At 71.4% G+C, this 18,295-nt stretch carries 15 protein-coding genes; 6 read left to right on the plus strand and 9 right to left on the minus strand.

The window, feature by feature from the left end:
- Positions 1–2: 2 nt before the first annotated feature.
- The 3 genes from Cba03nite_RS12010 to Cba03nite_RS12020 all read right to left on the minus strand — a co-directional run bounded on the left by Cba03nite_RS12010 (position 3) and on the right by Cba03nite_RS12020 (position 2,850).
- On the minus strand, positions 3–896 hold the full coding sequence (locus Cba03nite_RS12010) for a MurR/RpiR family transcriptional regulator (protein ID WP_203745237.1): 894 nt from the start codon (positions 894–896) through the stop codon (positions 3–5).
- 256 nt (positions 897–1,152) lie between these two features.
- Positions 1,153–2,553: a glycosyltransferase family protein gene (locus tag Cba03nite_RS12015; protein ID WP_203745239.1), complete on the minus strand. Its 1,401-nt coding sequence runs from the start codon at positions 2,551–2,553 to the stop codon at positions 1,153–1,155.
- Between the two features lie 96 nt (positions 2,554–2,649).
- Positions 2,650–2,850, minus strand: coding sequence for a hypothetical protein (locus Cba03nite_RS12020; RefSeq protein WP_203745241.1), 201 nt, complete (start codon positions 2,848–2,850; stop codon positions 2,650–2,652).
- 525 nt (positions 2,851–3,375) lie between these two features.
- Here Cba03nite_RS12020 and Cba03nite_RS12025 point away from each other — a divergent pair.
- Positions 3,376–6,753, plus strand: a complete 3,378-nt coding sequence (locus Cba03nite_RS12025) for a glycosyl hydrolase (RefSeq protein ID WP_239125664.1) — start codon at positions 3,376–3,378, stop codon at positions 6,751–6,753.
- A gap of 67 nt (positions 6,754–6,820) precedes the next feature.
- Here the strand turns inward: Cba03nite_RS12025 and Cba03nite_RS12030 are convergent, their stop codons facing one another.
- Positions 6,821–7,687 (minus strand): hypothetical protein, encoded by an 867-nt coding sequence (locus tag Cba03nite_RS12030; protein ID WP_203745245.1) that lies wholly within the window; start codon positions 7,685–7,687, stop codon positions 6,821–6,823.
- 158 nt (positions 7,688–7,845) lie between these two features.
- On the opposite strand from Cba03nite_RS12030, the gene Cba03nite_RS12035 reads away from it, so the two are divergent.
- Positions 7,846–9,504, plus strand: coding sequence for a hypothetical protein (locus tag Cba03nite_RS12035; RefSeq protein ID WP_203745247.1), 1,659 nt, complete (start codon positions 7,846–7,848; stop codon positions 9,502–9,504).
- A 47-nt stretch (positions 9,505–9,551) separates the two neighbouring features.
- Here the strand turns inward: Cba03nite_RS12035 and Cba03nite_RS12040 are convergent, their stop codons facing one another.
- Together Cba03nite_RS12040 and Cba03nite_RS12045 are read right to left on the minus strand one after the other, a co-directional pair.
- Positions 9,552–9,920, minus strand: coding sequence for a nitroreductase/quinone reductase family protein (locus Cba03nite_RS12040; protein ID WP_203745249.1), 369 nt, complete (start codon positions 9,918–9,920; stop codon positions 9,552–9,554).
- Between the two features lie 34 nt (positions 9,921–9,954).
- Positions 9,955–11,268, minus strand: coding sequence for a glycosyltransferase family 2 protein (locus tag Cba03nite_RS12045; protein ID WP_203745251.1), 1,314 nt, complete (start codon positions 11,266–11,268; stop codon positions 9,955–9,957).
- Between the two features lie 360 nt (positions 11,269–11,628).
- On the opposite strand from Cba03nite_RS12045, the gene Cba03nite_RS12050 reads away from it, so the two are divergent.
- On the plus strand, positions 11,629–13,140 hold the full coding sequence (locus Cba03nite_RS12050) for a methionine--tRNA ligase (protein ID WP_203745253.1): 1,512 nt from the start codon (positions 11,629–11,631) through the stop codon (positions 13,138–13,140).
- Positions 13,141–13,400: 260 nt separating this feature from the next.
- Here Cba03nite_RS12050 and Cba03nite_RS12055 read toward each other — a convergent pair whose 3' ends face one another.
- On the minus strand, positions 13,401–14,078 hold the full coding sequence (locus Cba03nite_RS12055) for a GAP family protein (RefSeq protein ID WP_203745255.1): 678 nt from the start codon (positions 14,076–14,078) through the stop codon (positions 13,401–13,403).
- Between the two features lie 51 nt (positions 14,079–14,129).
- Between Cba03nite_RS12055 and Cba03nite_RS12060 the strand changes: the two genes are divergently transcribed.
- From Cba03nite_RS12060 to Cba03nite_RS12070, 3 genes are all read left to right on the plus strand, one after another.
- Complete coding sequence (locus Cba03nite_RS12060; RefSeq protein ID WP_203745257.1) at positions 14,130–15,005, plus strand: DUF72 domain-containing protein; 876 nt, start codon at positions 14,130–14,132, stop codon at positions 15,003–15,005.
- 28 nt (positions 15,006–15,033) lie between these two features.
- Entirely contained in the window at positions 15,034–15,216 is a 183-nt protein-coding gene (locus tag Cba03nite_RS12065) for a hypothetical protein (RefSeq protein WP_203745259.1), read from the plus strand.
- 75 nt (positions 15,217–15,291) lie between these two features.
- A complete protein-coding gene (locus Cba03nite_RS12070) occupies positions 15,292–16,104 on the plus strand; it encodes a glycosyltransferase family 8 protein (RefSeq protein ID WP_203745261.1) in 813 nt (270 codons plus the stop codon).
- Positions 16,105–16,116: 12 nt separating this feature from the next.
- On the opposite strand, the gene Cba03nite_RS12075 is transcribed toward Cba03nite_RS12070, so the two are convergent.
- Together Cba03nite_RS12075 and Cba03nite_RS12080 are read right to left on the minus strand one after the other, a co-directional pair.
- Positions 16,117–16,794 carry a GAP family protein gene (locus tag Cba03nite_RS12075; protein WP_203745263.1) on the minus strand — a complete coding sequence of 226 codons (678 nt, stop codon included), beginning with the start codon at positions 16,792–16,794 and terminating at the stop codon, positions 16,117–16,119.
- A gap of 117 nt (positions 16,795–16,911) precedes the next feature.
- On the minus strand, positions 16,912–18,159 hold the full coding sequence (locus Cba03nite_RS12080) for a DUF11 domain-containing protein (protein WP_203745265.1): 1,248 nt from the start codon (positions 18,157–18,159) through the stop codon (positions 16,912–16,914).
- Positions 18,160–18,295 lie beyond the last annotated feature (136 nt).

Genomic DNA, 18,295 nt, shown 5'->3' on the forward strand with positions numbered 1-18,295 from the left:
GCTCACTCGGCTGCGTCACCGCGCCGCGCGTGGCGGCGCCGGTGCGAGGTCGGCTCGTCGTGCAGCCGGTGTGCCTCCACCGCCCGCGCGGTGACCTCGAACGCCTCGGTGGTCCGCGCGTACGTCCGCTGCGCCACCGCGACGTAGATCAGATCGACGGCGACCAGCTGCCCGTGCAGCGCCGACAGCGCCGCCAGCCGGAACGTCGTCTCGTGCACCGCCGTGGTCAGCACCACGTCGGCGGCCTCGGCCAGCGGCGACTTGTCGAACGAGGTCACCGCGACGGTCAGCGCGCCCTGCTCGGCCGCCTCCGCCAGCACCTCGATCACCTCACGGGTGCGGCCGCTGTGTGAGAAGCCGATCGCGACGTCGCCGGGGCCGAGCAGCGCCGCGTTGGTCAGCGCCTTGTGCGCGTCCAGACGGTGCCAGCAGGGCACCCGGATGCGCTCCAGCCGGAACTGCATCTCCTGCGCCGTGGTGCCGGAGCTGCCCAGCCCGAACAGCTCCACCCGCTGCGCGCCCGCGATCGCGTCGGCGACCCGCGCCACCTGGGTGAGGTCCAGCCGGGCCGCGGTCTCCTGGATGGCGCGCGCGTCGGCGCTGGCGATCACGCCGAGCACGCGGTCCATCGGGTCGCCCGGCTCGATCTCGCGGTCGATGTCGGTCTCCCAGCGCGCCTGCGCCTCGCGCCCGCTCTCGGTCGCGATCGCCACCCGCAGCGCCGCGTACCCCCGGAAGCCCAGCACCCGGCAGAACCGCGTCACCGTGGCGGTGGAGGTCCCCGCGCGCTCGGCGAGGTCCACGATGGACGCCTGCGCCGCCAGCGCCGGGTCCTCCAGGATCTGCTCCGCCACCCGCTGCAGCGCGTCAGGCAGGTTCGGCAGCTCCATCCGCATACGACCGATGACACCCTGCACGTGAATTCCCCTTCACCACGATCCGTTGATGAAGAAAATTACGATCCACCGTCCACAGTGTCAATCCCTCACGTCAAAAATTTTGACGCCCCCACCCTCCCAACCCCAGCAATAATTTTGATCACCCGGTCGCGTGTAGACGAAGATCGCCCGACTTGCCTGGCAGGCGGGCGTATCTTGGGCGCGGATAAGCCCAGGTGCCAGGCAAGTCGGGCGATCATGGCGCCCGCGGCGGTCAGATGCGGACGAAGCCGATCATCGCGAGACCCGCGGCGGCCTGGGCGATCGAGGCGGCGACGACGATCGCGGCGGGCCAGAAGCGTGCGGTCCGCGTACACAGCCACGCCGCCCCGACTTGAAGGAACACGGCCATGAAGATCCACAGCCGGACGGTCTCGCCGCGGTTGATGCCCCACAGGTCGAGCACCGCCAGCACGGCGAGCCCGGACAGGACCAGCACCGCGACGGGGTGCGCGGAGCGGCGGCGCACCGCGTCCACCGCCGCGACGGCCAGCAGCAGGCAGGACGCGAACCCGGCCGCCATCGCCAGGTACCACAGGTTGCGGCTCAGCCACATCCCGTACGGCCGGTGCCGCTCGTTGAAGTCGTTCGCGTCGGCGAGCACGTACCCGAAGTTGTCGAACAGGTCGTAGCCGAAGCTCAGCCGCAGCGCGGCGTAGCAGGCGGCGAACCCGGCCACCGCCCACCCGACCAGGCGCAGCACGTCCCGCCAGGCCAGGCTGCGCCGCCACAGCGCCACCCCGAGCAGCGCCGCGAACACCAGCCCCAGGACGAGCGGCAGCGCCTCGAAGAACACGACCAGGTAGAGCGCCGCGCCCAGCCCCAGCGCCCAGCCGAGGCGGCGGGTCCGCAGGAAGCGCACGTGCAGCCACAGCGCCAGCAGGATCGGCACCGGGGAGAGCGCGTTCAGCACCGGCGTGAAGTACAGCGTGCCCGGCACGAACAGGCCCAGCACCAGCGTGTACAGCGCGAGCGTGCGGTCGCCGGTCAGCTCGCGCACGATCAGCCACAGCAGCACCGCGGACAGGTTCGCCAGCACCACGATCGCCACGCCCATGCCCGCCGGGCTCAGGCCGAGCGCGTCGAGGCCGAAGTACAGCAGCGTCTTGCCGGGCATGTTGGTGCGCGCGTGCGGGGGCAGCTGCTCGACCAGGCCCATGTAGTTCCCGAGGAACTCGGTGAAGCCCCAGCGCTGCGACGGCGAGTAGAACGAGTTGGCCCGGTCGCTGGCCACGACCTGGCCGAGCGACGGCAGCGCGTACACCCGCAGCAGCAGCTGCACCGGCACCGCGGCGGCGAACCAGCCCACCGCCACGGCCGCGTCGAACCGGGCGGGCGCCCGCCGCGACAGCCACAGCAGCCCGAGCACCACCGGCACCGCGACCGCGGCCGGCCACAGCACGTGCCACTGCCCCGCCAGCCGGTCGTACGGGTAGGTCCAGCCTCCCTCGCGCGAGCCCGTCGGCAGCAGGCGCAGCAGCATCGCCACCACGACCAGCACGGTCAGCCCGGCGCCGGCCAGCACCGGCCACGCCACCAGCCGGGGCACCCGGGACCCGTCCGTCCCCGTGGGTGCGGCGGCCGCCACCCGCTCCTCGAGCAGTACCTCGTTCACCTGTCGCCCTCCCTGTCCGGTTCGCAGGGGCTAACGAGCCAGGGCACGAAGAAGGCCCCGGCGTCGCTGCCAGGGCCTTACGAGTGCACGCCCGCGTCAGGCGGCGGCAGGGACCTCACACATGATCGACAGGATCTCCTCGACGGACACGTTCGCCCGGCTGGCGACGTGTTCGATCGGCACGTTCGACGCGATGGCCTCACGGATCGCCGATCGCCAGACCTTGTCGGAGTCGTCCGTACGCTCGGCGGACGCCTGGTCCACCGCGCACAGCGCAAGATCAGATATGACGGACACGTTATTCCTCCTCGGGGACGTCCCGTTGCGGAACGCCACGAGGACGTCAGCCCGGCGGCCACGCTCGCCCTCGCATCTCCCACCCTCTGTCACCCGCACCCCCGAAACATCCGCCACCACGCCCAATCCCCCCACCGAAACCGGACAGAAGTCGCCAAACCTCCGAGCTCCCACGCACCGCGGCGGGGCCGGCACCTCGAAGATCGCTCGTTCGTGTCGGAAAGTGCAGCGGAGCCGCAGATTCTGACACGAGACCGCGATCATCGCCCGGGCCCGCGTCCGCGGGTGCGTGAGAGCGCTCTCACGAAGAGACGGAGGGCCCACGGACACCCGGCCGTGGCCACTTAAGGTAAGCCGCTCAAGGATTAACTCTCTAGCCATCGCCGCGAAACATTGACGTATCGAACGCTTCCCGATAACTTCTGCGCTCAGAGAGCGCTCTCACGTGCGCTCGGCTACGCGCTCCATCGCTCCTCCGTTCTCCCTGCATGCAGCCCCCCAGCCCCGGAGGCCAGGCACATGGAAATGACGATCCGATCAACGACCCCGGGCGGCCTGTCCCGCCAACCGGGTCAGCACCGCCGCACCTGGGCGCACCGACGCGCCCTCATCCTCGGCGCGGTCTCCGTGCTGGCCGCCGCCACGTTCGGGCTCGCCATCGCGCAGACCGCCGAGGCCGGCACCGTCGGCGCCGGCAGCTACGCCGACACCCTGCCCGCCGGCCGCGCCCTGCCCGTGGGCTGCGGCAACCTGACCAACAACCCCCGGCAGTGGGTCACCGCCAACGCCCCCGCCGGCGGCGTGCCCACCAACGACTGGTGGTCGTCGCTGCTGTTCAAGAAGTTCGACTGCTCCTACAGCGAGCCGCTGCACGCGCACCCGATCTCCTACGACACCCTCGCGGGCGGTCTCGGGTTCTCCTACAACACCACCGCCGCGATCAGCGGCTCCGCGACCGGCCCCGGCGAGTTCCACTACCCGTACGTGCAGGACATCCTCGTCGGCGTGGCGGGCCTGAACTCGCCCGACAGCAAGGTCGACGGGTGGAGCGACTGGACCGTCACGCCGTACTGGAGCGACGGCGCGCGGACCATGAAGGCCACCATCGGCCACGGCCTGCCGTTCGCGTACTTCCAGATCACCGGCGGCAACGCGCAGATCACCGCAGCCGGCACGCCGACCGTGTGGTCGAACACCGGCGGCCAGCTCGGCTTCACGGTCAACGGCCGTGACTACGTCGCGTACGCGCCGAGCGGCTCGACCTGGACGGTCAGCGGCACCTCGATCAGCTCGACGCTGAACGGCCAGGGCTTCTTCTCCGTCGCCGTGCTGCCCGCCGGCGCCGACCGGGCCGCGCTCGCGAGCACCTACGGCCAGTACGCCCACGCGCACGTCACCGGCACCCGCGTGTCCTACAGCTACAACCAGGCCGCGAGCACGCTGAACACGACGTACACGTACCTCACCACGCCGCGCCAGGGCACGCAGACCGCCACGGTCGCCGCGCTCTACCCGCACCAGTGGAACAGCCTCACCGGGGCGAGCCCGCTGGCGAACACCTACACCTCGGCCCGCGGCCAGATGAAGATCCTCACCGGGATCAGCTCGTTCACGACCTCGATGAAGTACACCGGCGTGCTGCCGGAGATCCCCGCGGTCGCCGACAGCTCCGGCGCGGACCTGACCACGATCACCAACTACCTGAACGCGGTCGCGGCCAACCCGGCCGACTTCCGCGGCGACGACACCTACTGGACCGGCAAGGGCCTGGGCCGCGCCGCCCGCATCGCGGAGATCGCCGACCAGCTCGGCCTGACCTCGATCCGGGACACCGCGCTGTCCACGATCCGGACCCGGCTCAACGACTGGTTCACCGCCTCGTCAGGCAAGACCACCCGCGTCTTCTACTACAACGCCACCTGGGGCACCCTCATCGGCTACCCGGCGTCGTACGGCTCGGACCAGGAGCTCAACGACCACCACTTCCACTACGGCTACTTCGTGGCGGCGGCGGCGACGCTGGCCAAGTTCGACCCGACCTGGGCGACCAACGCGCAGTACGGCGGCATGGTGGACCTGCTGATCCGCGACGCCAACAACTACGACCGCAACGACACCCGCTTCCCGTTCCTGCGTGACTTCGACATCTACGCCGGTCACGACTGGGCGGCCGGGCACGGCGCGTTCGGCGCGGGCAACAACCAGGAGTCCTCCTCCGAGGGCATGAACTTCGCCAACGCCCTGATCCAGTGGGGCCAGGCGACCGGCAACACCACCGTGCGCGACGCGGGCATCTTCATCTACACCACCCAGTCCGCGGCGATCGCCGAGTACTGGTTCGACGTGCGCAACCAGAACTTCCCGGCCGCCTTCGGGCACAACACGGTCGGCATGGTCTGGGGCGACGGCGGCGCGTACGCGACCTGGTTCTCCGGCGAGCCGGAGATGATCCAGGGCATCAACATGCTGCCGATCACCGGCGGCCACTTCTACCTCGGCGACAACCCCGCCTACGTGCAGACCAACTACAACGAGCTGGTCACCAACAACGGCGGCGCGCCGACGGTCTGGCAGGACATCCTGTGGGAGTTCCTCGCCCTGGGCAACGGCCAGACCGCGCTGAACAACTTCAACGCCAACTCCGGGTTCACCTCGGAGGAGGGCGAGAGCAAGGCGCACACGTACCACTGGATCCGCAACCTGGCCGCGCTCGGCAACGTGGACACCACGGTGACCGCGAACCACCCGCTGGCCAAGGTCTTCACCAAGTCGGGCGTACGCACCTACGTCGCGTCCAACATCGGCAGCAGCGCGATCACGGTGACCTTCTCCAACGGCACCGTGCTCAACGTGCCCGCCTGCAAGACGGTCACCTCGGGCGCGTTCACCTGGAGCGGCGGCGGCGCCTGCGGCGGCACCAACCCGTCGCCGTCGAACCCGCCGTCCTCGCCGCCGGCCTCGCCGAGCCCGTCGCCGTCGGCCCCGCCGTCGCCGAGCCCGTCGACCTCGCCGAACCCGCCCGGCAACTTCGCCGCGACGCGCTACCTCGTCTCCGGTGGCGGCCTGCCCGGCACCGCGGGCGCGGCCGGCTCGGTCACGATCAGCGCGGCCGGCGGCAACTGGGACGGCAATCCGCACAACCCGCAGACGTTCACCGCCACCGGCCTTTCCGCCAACCACAACGGCGGCGCCACGAACTTCGACATGTTCGTGGACGCGGGCACCGGCGTCGGCAACGCCACGCAGGTCCGGGTGTCGTACGACTTCACCGGCAACGGCAGCTGGGACCGGCTGGAGACGTACAACTACTTCCCGACCGACCCGGTAGCCGGGTACGAGCACTACACCCAGGCGTTCGGGAGCAAGACCACCAGCGGGGCGTTCGCGAACCTGGCGAACGGCTCGGTGCGGGTCGAGATCTGGAGCGCCATCGGCAGCACGGCCACCACGCTAGGCATCGGCAACCAGTCCCGCGTGGTGCTGCCGTACACCGGCACCACCACCCAGCCCTCGGTCAACGTGGCCCTCAACAAGCCGACGCTGACCTCCAGCACCGAGAGCGCGACCTACCCCGGCTCGGCGGCGGTGGACGGCAACACGACCACCACCCGCTGGTCCAGCACGTTCAGCGACCCGCAGTGGCTGCGCGTCGACCTCGGCCAGACCTACTCGATCAGCCGCGTGCGGCTGGTCTGGGAGGCCGCCTACGGCTCGGCGTACCAGATCCAGACGTCGCCCGACGGCAACACCTGGACCACCATCCGCTCGGTCACCGGCGGTGACGGCGGCGTCGACGACCTCACCGGCCTGACCGGCAGCGGCCGCTACGTCCGCGTCAACGGCACCACCCGCGCCACCGCCTGGGGCTACTCCCTCTTCGAATTCGAGGTCTACGCCCCGTAACGAATGAAAGGAAGGGCACCTTCTTAACGCTATGCGTTGTAGAAGGTGCCCTTCTTAACGTCCGGGATCAGGTGGCGCAGATCGCGTACGCCGTCGCCGTCCAGTTCTCGGCGAACCCGGTCGCGTCCTCGATCACCGCGACGTCCGACCCGGACACCGCACCCGGCCCCCACAGCCCGATCCGGTCGAAGTGCGCCTCGCCGCCGGCCGTGTGATCGCCACCCGTGCCGTGCAGCTTCTTGCCCACGGGACACGCCACGCTGATGCCCTTGCTGATCGAGTTCGCGGCCGTCGTCGCCGACACCCGCTGCTGCCCGGCCACCGGGTTCACGCAGATCGCGTACGCGTACGCCGAGTACGCCCCCGACGCCACCTCGTCCCCGCCGACCTCCACGGACAGCTCGGTGAGGTCCGCCGACGGCACGATGCTCCGGATGAGGAAGTGGCCGCCGCCGACCGCGGCCGCCCCGGTGCCGATCACCTTCTTGCCGGACGGGCAGGACAGGTGCACCCCGACCACGTTCGTGCCGGAACTCGCCGTGTACGAGCCGGAGACGACCTGCCAGCCGGTCACACCCGAGCCGCAGATCGCCCAGGAGTACATGGTCCAGTTGCCGGCGAAGGCGGCGGACTCCCGCGCCACGGCGTAGTAGGAGTGGGTCGGGTAGCCGGCCGCGGCCGGGATCATCGAGCTGAGGTGCACCAGGGCGCCGCCGTCGACGATGTCGGCGCCGCCGCCGAGCAGCACCTTGCCGGCCGGGCATACCGCGTTGGCGGTCTTGAACGACTCCGAACCGGTCAGGTCGCTCCAGTCGATGGTGACGATCAGGCCGGTCACCGCCTGGGCCGGAGCCGCCGTGACCAGGGACGCGGCCGCGCCCAGCAGCACGGCGGCGACCCCGGCCAGAAGTTTCGAGCTTCGGTTGAGGGACATGGCGCACCTCGCGAACCACTCGGGCGGCCTGCTGCGGCCGCGGGGCCTCAAGGTAGGACCACCCGGGGCCCGGAGCACCCGACCAGCGCCTACCCGACAGCAGCCCGAGTCCTCGAAACCGGTGCGCAAGGTTCGCCGCATACCGCTAGGTTGTCCCGATGCCTGAAACCGGAGACTGGCCCGAGCCGCAGATGGTCCATACCGGCTGCTGCGAGGGATCGCGGTGGCGCCTCCGGCTGCCCGGACCCAGCAGCGACCGCGGCCAGGTCCGGCTGGCCGGCCTGGCCCTGAACCCGTCCGCGCCCGACGACGTCCTGGTCGCGCTGGTCAGGGCGGGCGGGCGGCTGCCCCGGCTGGTGCTGGCCGAGCATTTCCGCTACCACACATGGCTGTGCGAGGAGCGTCCGGAGGTGGCCGCAGCGCTGGTGACGGTGACGACGGAGACCGGCGACCCGCACCTGCTGGAGCGGCTCAAGCTCGTGGCCGCGTTCCCACCCGACGCGATCGCGGCGCTGGCCGTCTCGCCCGACTACCGGGTACGGGCCGCGGTGCCCTGGATAACGGGCTGCCCACCGGAGACGATGGCGGCGCTCGCCGCCGATCCCCATCCCGAGGTGCGGCGCAACACGGTCTGGGTGGACCAGCTGAGCCCGGAGATCCAGATCGTGCTCGCCCGTGATCCGGACCGGGCGGTGCGGGACGCGGTCAGCCAGCGCGACGCGCTTCCGGCCGAGGCGCGCGACATCCTCGCCCGGGACGAGGATGTCGAGATCCGCGCGAACGTGCTGGATGCGACCGACGGCGGGTTGACCGGAGAGGTCGCCGAAGAGATGGCCCGACACCCCGATCCCGATGTCCGCGTGTGGGCAGCGGGCACGGAGCCGCTGTCCCTCGAGACGAGGTGGGTGCTGGCCGGCGATCCGGTGCCGGCAGTACGCCAGGCGGTGGGCTTGTCGGGATACACGCCGGGACCAGTGCTCGCGACACTCGCCGACGACGCCGACCAGGAGGTCCGCCGGAGGGTCGCGCTGCACGGTGCCACCCCACCGGAGAGCCTGCAGGCCCTGGCCATGGACCCGGACGAGGAGGTCGCGAGGACGGCCGTCACCGCGATCTCCGGCAAGCGGCACCGCCCGCTGCCAGCCTTCGAGCGGTTGGCGGCGAGCGCCGGGCGGCTCTCCGTCAAGCAGCTCCGGGACCTGCTCGGCGCCACGGTCAAGTCCGGCTGCGAACCCGGCCCGCGTCCCTGGCCGGTCGAAGAGGCGCCGGACCTCCGGCAGGCGCTCATGGCCCGGTGCGCGGTGTCACCGGATGCCCGCCTGCGCGCCATGGCCGCGGCCGACTGGTGGCTGCCGGCGGAGACCGCCGCACAGCTGGTGAGCGACCGTGATCCCATGGTCCGCCGCTGGCTCGCCCGGCACTGCCGGGACAAGGAGATCCTCATCCGTCTCGCCGAAGCGCCGGACGAGGGAGTCGGCGAGGCGCTGGCCGACAACGGCTACACCCCGGCGGACGTGCTGGAAGGGCTGCCGGCCAAGCCGCTCCGGCTCGCCCGGCACCGCAACGCCTCCGGCTCGCTGCTGGCCCGCCTGCTCGTGGACGCCGACCACGCCACCCGGATCGCCATCGCCGAGAACCGGAACACTCCACCAACGACCCTGGCGGGGCTCGCCCTGGGCGACACCGAGCGTGATGTCATCCATGCCGCCTGCGCCAACGCCGCCCTACCGGTCGAGACAATGTGGGAACTCGTACAGGCGGTGAGACCGCCGGAACCGGCTGACGGCATTCACGGCGGCATCATCCGCCAGGGTTAAAAAGGGCACCTTCTACTACGCATAGCGTTAAGAAGGTGCCCTTCCTTTTAGTGGGTGGGGTGGATGGCGATGACCTGGGCGGTGCGGGCCCAGTCGGAGAGGGCGGCGTCCTCGTGCCAGCCCTCGTAGCGGGCGGCCATGAGGCGGCGGACGGCGTCCTCGGTGAAGGGGGCGTCGGTCAGGGGGCGGGCCTCGGCGGGGACGGCGCCGTCGGTGGTGAGGTCACGGGTGCCGCCGAGGCGCCATAAGACCTGTGGGTTGGCCAGGATGTTGCGCACCCAGTCGGAGGTCGCGGGGTCGCCTGCCATCAGGTACATGACGCCGCCGTGTGCCACGTACCAGATCTCGATGGTGTGCCACTTGCCGGTGACCCGGCCGATGGTGCTCAGGTATGCGTATTCGCTGCTCTCGGTCATGAACACGATCTTGCCGGTTCAAGCGTGCTTGAGGTCAAGCCGCTGTGATCCGGAACAACGTGATCTCTCCGAAGTGCTCGGTGCGGGTCTGCGGGTAGCGGCGGCGCAGCAGCGAGGCGAAGAACTCCGGGCCGGTCAGCACGGGCAGGTCCGCGGGCAGCGCCTTGACCGCCGGTCCGTGCGTGTACACGAGCACCACCTCGCCCGCCTGGCGCAGCCCCACCCGCAGCAGCCGGGACAGCTCGCGCTGCTCGTACAGCCGCCACACGTCCACGCTCACCACCGCCTCGAACGCGCCGTCGGGGTACGGCGACCACGTGCCCAGCAGGTGCAGGTTGCTATCGGAGCGCGGTCGCCCGTGGTCGTGGGTGACCGCCCGCTCCCCCAGCGGCACCTCGTCGGTGCCGAACGCCTGCCACAGCACCGCCCGGCCGCCGAACTCGGCGCCGAGCACCGGCCACACCTCGGCCAGCCGCCCCACCCCGTGCTCGGCGCAGGCGGCCAGCGCCTGCCGGTAGTGCCGGATCTTGCGGGTGACCTCGGTCGGCGCGGGCAGGTCAACCAGCTCCGCGTCCAGGCACCGGTGCCGGTCCCGGAACAGCTCCAGGTTGACCCCGTAGTCCTGCTGCAGGTTGGCCAGGTCGCGTACGGCCGGCACGTGGAACCCGGCCGCGAGCGGGTCGTACCCGAACGCCGCGTCGCCGAGCACCCGGTGCACCCGCAGCGCCAGGTCGGTGTCCTCGAAGCCCCAGCGCGTGCCGTACGCCTCGTCGAACCCGCCCGCGTCCAGCACCGCCTGCCGGGGCAGCGACACGTTGTTGGTCAGCGCGAACACCCACGGCGCGCCCGCCAGCCACTCCTGCGGCGACTCGTCGCGCCCCGGCACCCGGAACCGGAAGTCCTCGTGCCGCGGCCCGGCCAGCTCGTGCGTGAGCGGCGCACCTTCCAGCGCGGCGGCCAGCACGGCCCAGTCCCCCTCGTACCGCTTGCCGATCAGCACCGCGGGCCCGTCGCGCCTGTCGTGGAAGGCGAGGTGCCGTTCCAGCAGCCGGGGCTCGGCAAGCACGTCGCTGTCGAGGAAGCAGAGCAGCTCGCCCGCGGCCAGCGCCACGGCCCGGTTGCGCGCGGCGGCCCGGCCCCGGTTCTCCGGCAGGCTGTCGAACCGGAACGCGAACGGGTACACCGCGCCGGTCAGCTCTGCGTACGGCGCCGGATCGGAGCCGTCGTTGACCACCACGACCTCGAACAGCGCCGGGTCGAGGGTCTGCCGGCGCAGCGCGGCGAGGGTCAGCGCGAGCGTGTGCGCGTCGCCGAAGGTCGGGATGAGCACGCTCAGGCGCGGGGACATGGCCCTCCGTTCCAGCGGCGGGGCCGCGTCCATGGACTACCGCCCGATCCTGAAAGCTCCGGAGAGCGCTTTCAAGCGCTGCCCATCCAGTGGAACACGTCGATTTTCGAAAATGCTGCGAATGGGCAGGTCGGCGCCTGTCCGCACCCGCCGCTGTCATCGACCCGACCCGCCGCCGCTGCAAACGCCTCGTCCGTGCGCGGCGGCCGGTGCTACCGTGAGCGCGTGATCTACTCGTCGTGCCAGGTGATGATGCCCCGCTTCCGGGGCTGCTGACACGCGCGTACACACGCCAGGCCCCGCGTCCGGGGCCTCGGCGACGGGTCGACGCTCCGGCTTGGATTCGAGCAGGAGGCACCCATGACCCGCGTCTACCTCACCACCACCATCCCGTACGTCAACGCCGCCCCGCACCTCGGCTTCGCGCTGGAGGCGGTGCAGGCCGACGTGCTCGCCCGGCACCACCGCGCCCGCGGGCACCAGGTCAGGCTGCTCACCGGCACCGACGACAACTCGCTGAAGAACGTGCTCGCCGCCGAGCAGGCCGGGCTGCCCGTGCAGGACTTCGTCGACTCCAACGCGGCCCGCTTCGCCGCGCTGCGCGAGCCGCTCGCATTGTCGTACGACGACTTCATCCGCACCAGCCGCGACCCGCGCCACCGCCCCGGTGTCGAGGCGCTCTGGCGCGCCTGCGCGCACGACCTCTACCAGGACACCTACGAGGGCCTGTACTGCGTCGGCTGCGAGCACTACCTCACCCCCGACGAACTGGACGGATCCGGGCACTGTCCCGAGCACCGCACCCCGCCGCAGCGCATCACCGAGCAGAACTGGTTCTTCCGGCTGTCCCGCTACGCCGCGCCGCTGCGGGAGGCGATCACCGGCGGTCGGCTGCGCATCGAACCCGAGTCGCGCCGCAACGAGGTGCTCGCCTTCATCGACGCCGGGCTGCGCGACTTCTCCGTCTCCCGTTCGCAGGCCCGCGCCCGGGGCTGGGGCATCACCGTGCCGGACGACCCCGGCCAGGTGATCTACGTGTGGTGGGACGCCCTGGGCAACTACCTCACCGCCCTCGGGTACGGGTCGGACGGCGACGCCTACCGCACCTGGTGGGAGCAGGCCGACCGGCGCGTGCACGTGATCGGCAAGGGCGTGCTGCGCTTCCATGCCGTGTACTGGCCCGCGATCCTGCTGTCGGCCGGGCTGCCGCTGCCCACCGACATCCTGATCCACGACTACCTCACCGCCGGCGGGCAGAAGATCAGCAAATCATCGGGTACGCCGGTGGACCCCGTCGCGCTCGCCGGGCGCTACGGCACCGACGCGGTGCGGTGCTGGCTGCTGCGCGAGGTGCCCCGGGTCGGCGACGCCGACTTCACCGTCGACCGGCTCGTCGAGCGCGCCGACGCGGACCTGGCCGGGGGCGCGGGCAACCTGGTCAACCGGGTGGTCACCATGGTCCACCGCTACCGGGCCGGGCTGGTCCCGGCCGACGCCGTTCCGGTGCCCGAGGCGAAGGAGCTGGTGGAGGCCGTCGCGGAGGCGCCGTGGACGATCGCGGCCGGGCTGGACGACTTCGACTTCCGGCGGGCCGCGGCGGCGGTGTGGGCGGTGGTCGAGGAGGCCAACCGGTTCGTCGAGCAGACGCGGCCGTGGGAGCTGGCGAAGGCGGAACGGTCCGGCGACCCCGACGCCGGGGTACGCCTCGACGGCGCGCTGGCCGCCCTGCTGACCGCCTGCCGAGCGGTGGGCGACCTGCTGGCCCCGTTCCTGCCCGGCGCCTCCGCCCTGGTCACCGCCCAGTGCACACCCGGCCCCGACGGCACCCTGCCCCCGCCCGCTCCCCTGTTCCCCCGCCTCACCGACTCCTGACCCACCCCACCCCGGCCGGCGCCGGCCGCCGCGGCGCGAAGATCGCCGTCTCGTGTCACAAAGTGCAGCCAGACCACAGGTTGTGACACGAGACGCCGATCATCGGTCGTCACGACCAGCGCCCCGGGGAACGGTCGGCCCCATGATCGGCGTCTCGTGTCAGAAAGTGTGGCTGGACCGCAGGTTTGGACACGAGGCAGCGATCATGGACCGGCCGGGCCGGCCGCGCCCGGCGGGCCGGGGCAGGCGGGTCGGTGGGGTCAGTGCCAGAGGCCGCCGAGGCCCTTGCCGAACAGGACGGCGCCGATGACGGCGAGCAGGACGGTCATGACGGCGGCGTTGTGCTCGGCGAGCCACGCGTGGAGGCGCTTGAGCCACGGGCCCATCCGGTCGCGGGCGAACTCGTAGCCGATGACCGGGATGGCGACCGTGCTTACCGCGATCACCGCGAAGATGAGCACCGCGAGCGCGGCCCCGCCCGCGCTCAGCCCGGCCGTGCCGACGACGAGCCCGGCGGCCGCCAGCAGGGGCAGGTTCTTCACGTTGCCGGCGGAGAGCAGGAGGCCGAGCCCGATCGCCTTACCAGTGGTGATCTTGTCGACTGCCGCGAGCCACATCGGCATCTTCGGCTGCTCGCCGGGCTTGGGCCGGCTCCGCCACTGCCAGACGGCGAGGCCGAGCAGCAGCAGGCCCAGCACCAGCTTGATCACCGACGCGATGGTCGTCGGCTCGCCGCCGGAGCCGATACTGGTGCGCCCGGCCAGCGCGATGAAGACGACGACGGCGACCATGATGCCGATGACCCAGCCGAGCAGGAAGCCCGCCGCGGCGGCACCGGCGCGCGGGGCGAGCAGCATGATGATGACCGCGATGATCGGGATCGGGCTGATCGCCACCCCGAGCGCCAGTGGCAGCAGTTCCCCGATCACCTCGCCCATGGCAAGCAGCGTATGGCGTGCAACCGGCTTGTTCGGGGTAAACGCCCAGGTATGGGCGAGATCCTGGTGGGCACGGCGTCGTGGACCGACAGCACCCTGCTCGCGTCGGGCTGGTACCCGGAGTCGGCGAACACGCCGGAGCGGCGGCTGAAGTACTACGCGACGCGGTTCCCGCTGGTCGAGGTCGACGCGACCTACTACGCCGTGCCAGGGGAGAGCACGGTCGAGCTGTGGGCGGCGCGTACGCCGAAGGACTTCACCTTCAACATCAAGGCGTTCAGCATGCTCACCGGGCACCCGACGAAGGTGAGCGCGCTGCCCAAGGACCTGCGCCCGGAGACCGACAAGCGCAACGTGTACCCGGACGGGCTGGACCGGCAGGCGTACGAGGACGTGTGGAGCCGCTTCCTGTCCGCGCTGGACCCGCTGGTCGAGGCGGGCAAGCTGGGGATGCTGCTGTTCCAGTTCCCGCCGTGGTTCACCATCCGCCGCGACAACAAGCAGTACCTGCTGGAGGTGGCGAAGCGCTGCGCGCCGCTGCGGGTGGGCATCGAGTTGCGCCACGAGTCGTGGTTCAAGGGCGACAACGCGGCCGAGACGCTCGAGTTCCTGCGAAAGCACGAGCTGCCGTACGTGTGCGTGGACATGCCGCAGGGGCACAAGAACTCGGTGCCACCGGTGCTCGCGGCGACCGCCGACCTGGCCGCGGTGCGCTTCCACGGGCACAGCGACAGGTGGACCAGCAAGGACATCCACGAGAAGTTCGGCTACCTGTACAAGCCGCGCGAGCTGAAGGACTGGGCGCCGAAGCTGCGCGAGCTGGCCGGCGACGCCGAGCGCACGCACGTGCTGATGAACAACTGCTACTCCGACTATGCCCAGCGCAACGCGGCCCAGCTGGTCGATCTGCTGTCGGGGGACAGCTGAGACGGCGGCCGGCGTCCATGATGGGCACATGTCGCACGAGTCGGAACCTCCCGCCCGGCCCTCGGCCCGGCGCGCGCTGCTGCTCGGTGTCGCCGGCGCGATCCTCCTGATCGCCAGCGTGCTGGGCTGCGCCCTCCTGCTCACCACGCTGTGGGGGAGCAACGCACAACCCGCCGCTTCATATGCGGCGGCGTCGGCGGGCATCCGCTGACCATTGCAAGTTGTAGACAGATATCCAGCAAGAACGCGATGGTAATCATGCAAGCTCTGTGATAGACAGTCGTGCATGGACATCGCCTTCGCGTTCGACGAGGCATACGCCGAGCACGTGCAGGTCGCGGTGGAGTCGGTGCTCGACTGCCATCCCGGCTCCCCCGGCCTGACGTTCTGGCTGCTCACCACGGAGGCGGTGGCCAAGGAGCGGGAGCCCGCGCTGCGCCGCCAGCTCGCGGGCCGGGGCCGCCTGCGCCTGCTCACCACCGGCGACGAGTTCCGCGCCCTGCCCGTCGTCGGCGAGGAGTGGCTGTCCTACGTCTCCGCCGGCATGTACCTGCGGCTGCTGCTGCCCGCTCTGGTCGGCCCGGACGTCACCCGGCTGCTCTACCTCGACGTGGACGTGCAGGTCAGCGGCGACCTGACGCCGCTGTGGCAGCTCGACCTCGGCGACGCCCCGCTGGCCGCCGTGCGCGACGCGTTCACGGCCACGTTCGCCACCCACGGCGGCGTGCCCGGGGCCGGGCCGGAGCACGACCCGGACGCGCCGTACTTCAACTCCGGCGTGCTGCTGATGAACCTGCCGGTGTGGCGGCGCGACCGGATCAGCGCCCAGTGCCTGACCTACCTCGCCGCGTACGCCGACCGGCTGCGCTTTCCCGACCAGGACGCGCTGAACCTGATCGCCTACGGCCGCTGGCTGCGGCTGCCGCACCGCTGGAACAACATGCGCAGCTTCCTGCTGGAGCAGACCCCGGACACCCCGCACGACACCCGCGTCATGCACTTCGCCGGTCCGCGCAAGCCGTGGACCGAGGGCTTCCGGCCCGGCTTCCGGTACGAGCGGTATCAGGCGCTCGCCGCCCGCGCCGCCGCCTACGGCTGACCGGCCCGCTGGTCAGTGCCCGAGCAGGGTGCGCGCGCCGTGGCTGATCAGCAGCACCCCGAAGACGAGCAGCAGGCCCGCCATGACCAGCAGGTGATGGCGGGACAGCCAGGTCTTGCACCGGTCGAGGTGGGTCGCGGCCCGCTCCCCGCCGGCCAGGTACAGCCCGACCAGCACGATCACCGGCAGGCATGAGATCAGCGAGAACACGCTCAGGGCCAGCACCGCGACGGCGGTCGGATCGCCGGCCAGGCCGTGTGCGGCGCCCGCGCACAGGGCCAGGTTCTTCGGGTCCACGCCGTACATCAGCAGCGCCAGCACGGCGGCCTTGACCGGTGACCACCGGTCGGCGCTCGCCATCCACTTCGGCATCGCGTGCTGCCCGTTGCTGCGCCGGTGCCGCACCACGTGCAGGTACGCCGCCGCGAGCAGCCCGACGCCGAACACGACCCGCAGCACCCCGGCGGCGGTGCCCGATCCGCCGTCCATCCCGACCCGGTAGCCCTGCCCGGCGAGCAGGTACACGGCCGAGCTGACCGCGATCACGCCGGCCAGCGCCCCGGCCAGGAACGCCGGTCCCGCCACCCGGGCGCGCCGGGAGAACAGCACCAGGATCGCCGCGATGATCGGCAGCGGGCTCGCCGCCACCCCCAGCGCGTACGGCACCACCCCCGCCAGCGCCCCACCCATGCCCTCATCCTGCGGCTTCCCGCACGCCGATCTGGCGCGAACGCCCCCATCCGCGTCCGGAACGCAGGCGGCCCGCCCCGCCGAGGTGGCGTGGGCGGGCCGGTGCGCTCGCGTGGGTCAGGGGCAGCTGAGAACGCCGTCGAGCGGGTCGGCGCCGCACAGGTCGAAGCCGGGGCCGCCGTCGACGGTGTCGTTGCCGCGCACCCGGTCGCCGACGGAGAGGATGTCGTCGCCGTCCTCGCCGTACACCGTGTCGGATCCGTTGCCGCCGCTGACGAAGTCGCGGCCGGGACCGCCGTAGATCGTGTCGTCGCCGCCGAGGCCGTTGATGATGTCGCTGCCGCCCAGGCCGCAGATGACGTCGTTGCCGGGCGTGCCGTTGAGCACGTCGCTGCGCTGGGTGCCGGTGATCGTGCAGACCGGTCCGGCCGGCGCGATCCGGGTGTCCTCGCTGTCGGCGTTGTCGGCCGTGTTCGGGTCGTGCGTGGCGCTGGTGATGCCGCTGCTGTTGGTGATCATGCCGGTCGCGGCCGGGTTCACCGTGACGACCAGCGTGAACGTGGCCGTGCCGGTGGCCAGGCTGCTCCTGGTCGCGGTTACCGTGCCGGTGCCGCCGACCGGCGGCGTGCTCGCCGTCCAGCCCGCGGGCGAGCTGAACGAGACGAACGTGGTGTTCGCTGGGATGTCGTCGGTGAACACGACGTTCTGCGCGGCGTTCGGCCCGCTGTTGCCCACCTCGATCGTGTACGTCAGCAGGCCGCCGGCCGTCACCGGGTCCGGCGCGTCCGTCTTGCGGATGGCGAGGTTCGCCGAGGGCTGCCCGATCTGGGTGGTCTCGGTGGAGGTGTTGCTGTCTGGGTCCGGGTCGGCGGTGGCCGAGGCGACCTTGGCGGTGTTCGACAGCTGCCCGGTGGCGGCGGCGTCGACGGCCACGACCAGCGTGAATGTGGCCGTGCCGACGGCGAGGCTGTCGGCGGTCGCGCTGACGGTGCCGGTGGTGCCGACCGGCGGTGTCGTCGCGGTCCAGCCCGCGGGCGAGCTGAGCGAGACGAACGTGGTCCCCGCCGGGAGGGTATCGGTCAGCTCGGCGTCCTCGGCCACGTCCGGACCGTTGTTGGTGACCGTGATCGTGTAGGTCAGGTTCCCGCCCGGGAGCACGGGGTCGTCCGAGTCGCCCTTGTCCACCGCGAGGTCGGCCTCGACAACGGACCCGCTGTTGCGCGGATTCGGCGCACCCTCGTGCACCTGGTTGATGACGATGTCGGGTGAGACCGCCGCGGCGGCCGACGGCAGGACCGGCCCCGCCAGCGACGCCGACATGCCGACCAGGGCAGGCAGGGCCGCCCTCCGTACCCAGTGACGCATGCGTTCCTCCTCGAGCCCGGACCGGGCCTGCTACACCTGGTCCGTCCAACTGGCCGAGTGCGAGATGGTTACGCATCGTCGTGATACGACTACACTGTGTTCGCAGACCTGGAGGGCGGCCGCCCGGCGGGCTACG

This window comes from Catellatospora bangladeshensis (assembly GCF_016862575.1).
Taxonomy (GTDB): domain Bacteria; phylum Actinomycetota; class Actinomycetes; order Mycobacteriales; family Micromonosporaceae; genus Catellatospora; species Catellatospora bangladeshensis.

Coding starts and splice junctions, on each gene's coding strand:
- Cba03nite_RS12035 (WP_203745247.1), top strand. CDS start 7,846: ATGCCTGAAACCGGAGACTGGCCCGAGCCGCAGATGGTCCATACCGGC.
- Cba03nite_RS12070 (WP_203745261.1), top strand. CDS start 15,292: ATGGACATCGCCTTCGCGTTCGACGAGGCATACGCCGAGCACGTGCAG.
- Cba03nite_RS12040 (WP_203745249.1), bottom strand. CDS start 9,920: ATGACCGAGAGCAGCGAATACGCATACCTGAGCACCATCGGCCGGGTC.
- Cba03nite_RS12065 (WP_203745259.1), top strand. CDS start 15,034: ATGTCGCACGAGTCGGAACCTCCCGCCCGGCCCTCGGCCCGGCGCGCG.
- Cba03nite_RS12055 (WP_203745255.1), bottom strand. CDS start 14,078: ATGGGCGAGGTGATCGGGGAACTGCTGCCACTGGCGCTCGGGGTGGCG.
- Cba03nite_RS12025 (WP_239125664.1), top strand. CDS start 3,376: ATGACGATCCGATCAACGACCCCGGGCGGCCTGTCCCGCCAACCGGGT.
- Cba03nite_RS12045 (WP_203745251.1), bottom strand. CDS start 11,268: ATGTCCCCGCGCCTGAGCGTGCTCATCCCGACCTTCGGCGACGCGCAC.
- Cba03nite_RS12050 (WP_203745253.1), top strand. CDS start 11,629: ATGACCCGCGTCTACCTCACCACCACCATCCCGTACGTCAACGCCGCC.
- Cba03nite_RS12075 (WP_203745263.1), bottom strand. CDS start 16,794: ATGGGTGGGGCGCTGGCGGGGGTGGTGCCGTACGCGCTGGGGGTGGCG.
- Cba03nite_RS12030 (WP_203745245.1), bottom strand. CDS start 7,687: ATGTCCCTCAACCGAAGCTCGAAACTTCTGGCCGGGGTCGCCGCCGTG.
- Cba03nite_RS12010 (WP_203745237.1), bottom strand. CDS start 896: ATGCGGATGGAGCTGCCGAACCTGCCTGACGCGCTGCAGCGGGTGGCG.
- Cba03nite_RS12060 (WP_203745257.1), top strand. CDS start 14,130: ATGGGCGAGATCCTGGTGGGCACGGCGTCGTGGACCGACAGCACCCTG.
- Cba03nite_RS12080 (WP_203745265.1), bottom strand. CDS start 18,159: ATGCGTCACTGGGTACGGAGGGCGGCCCTGCCTGCCCTGGTCGGCATG.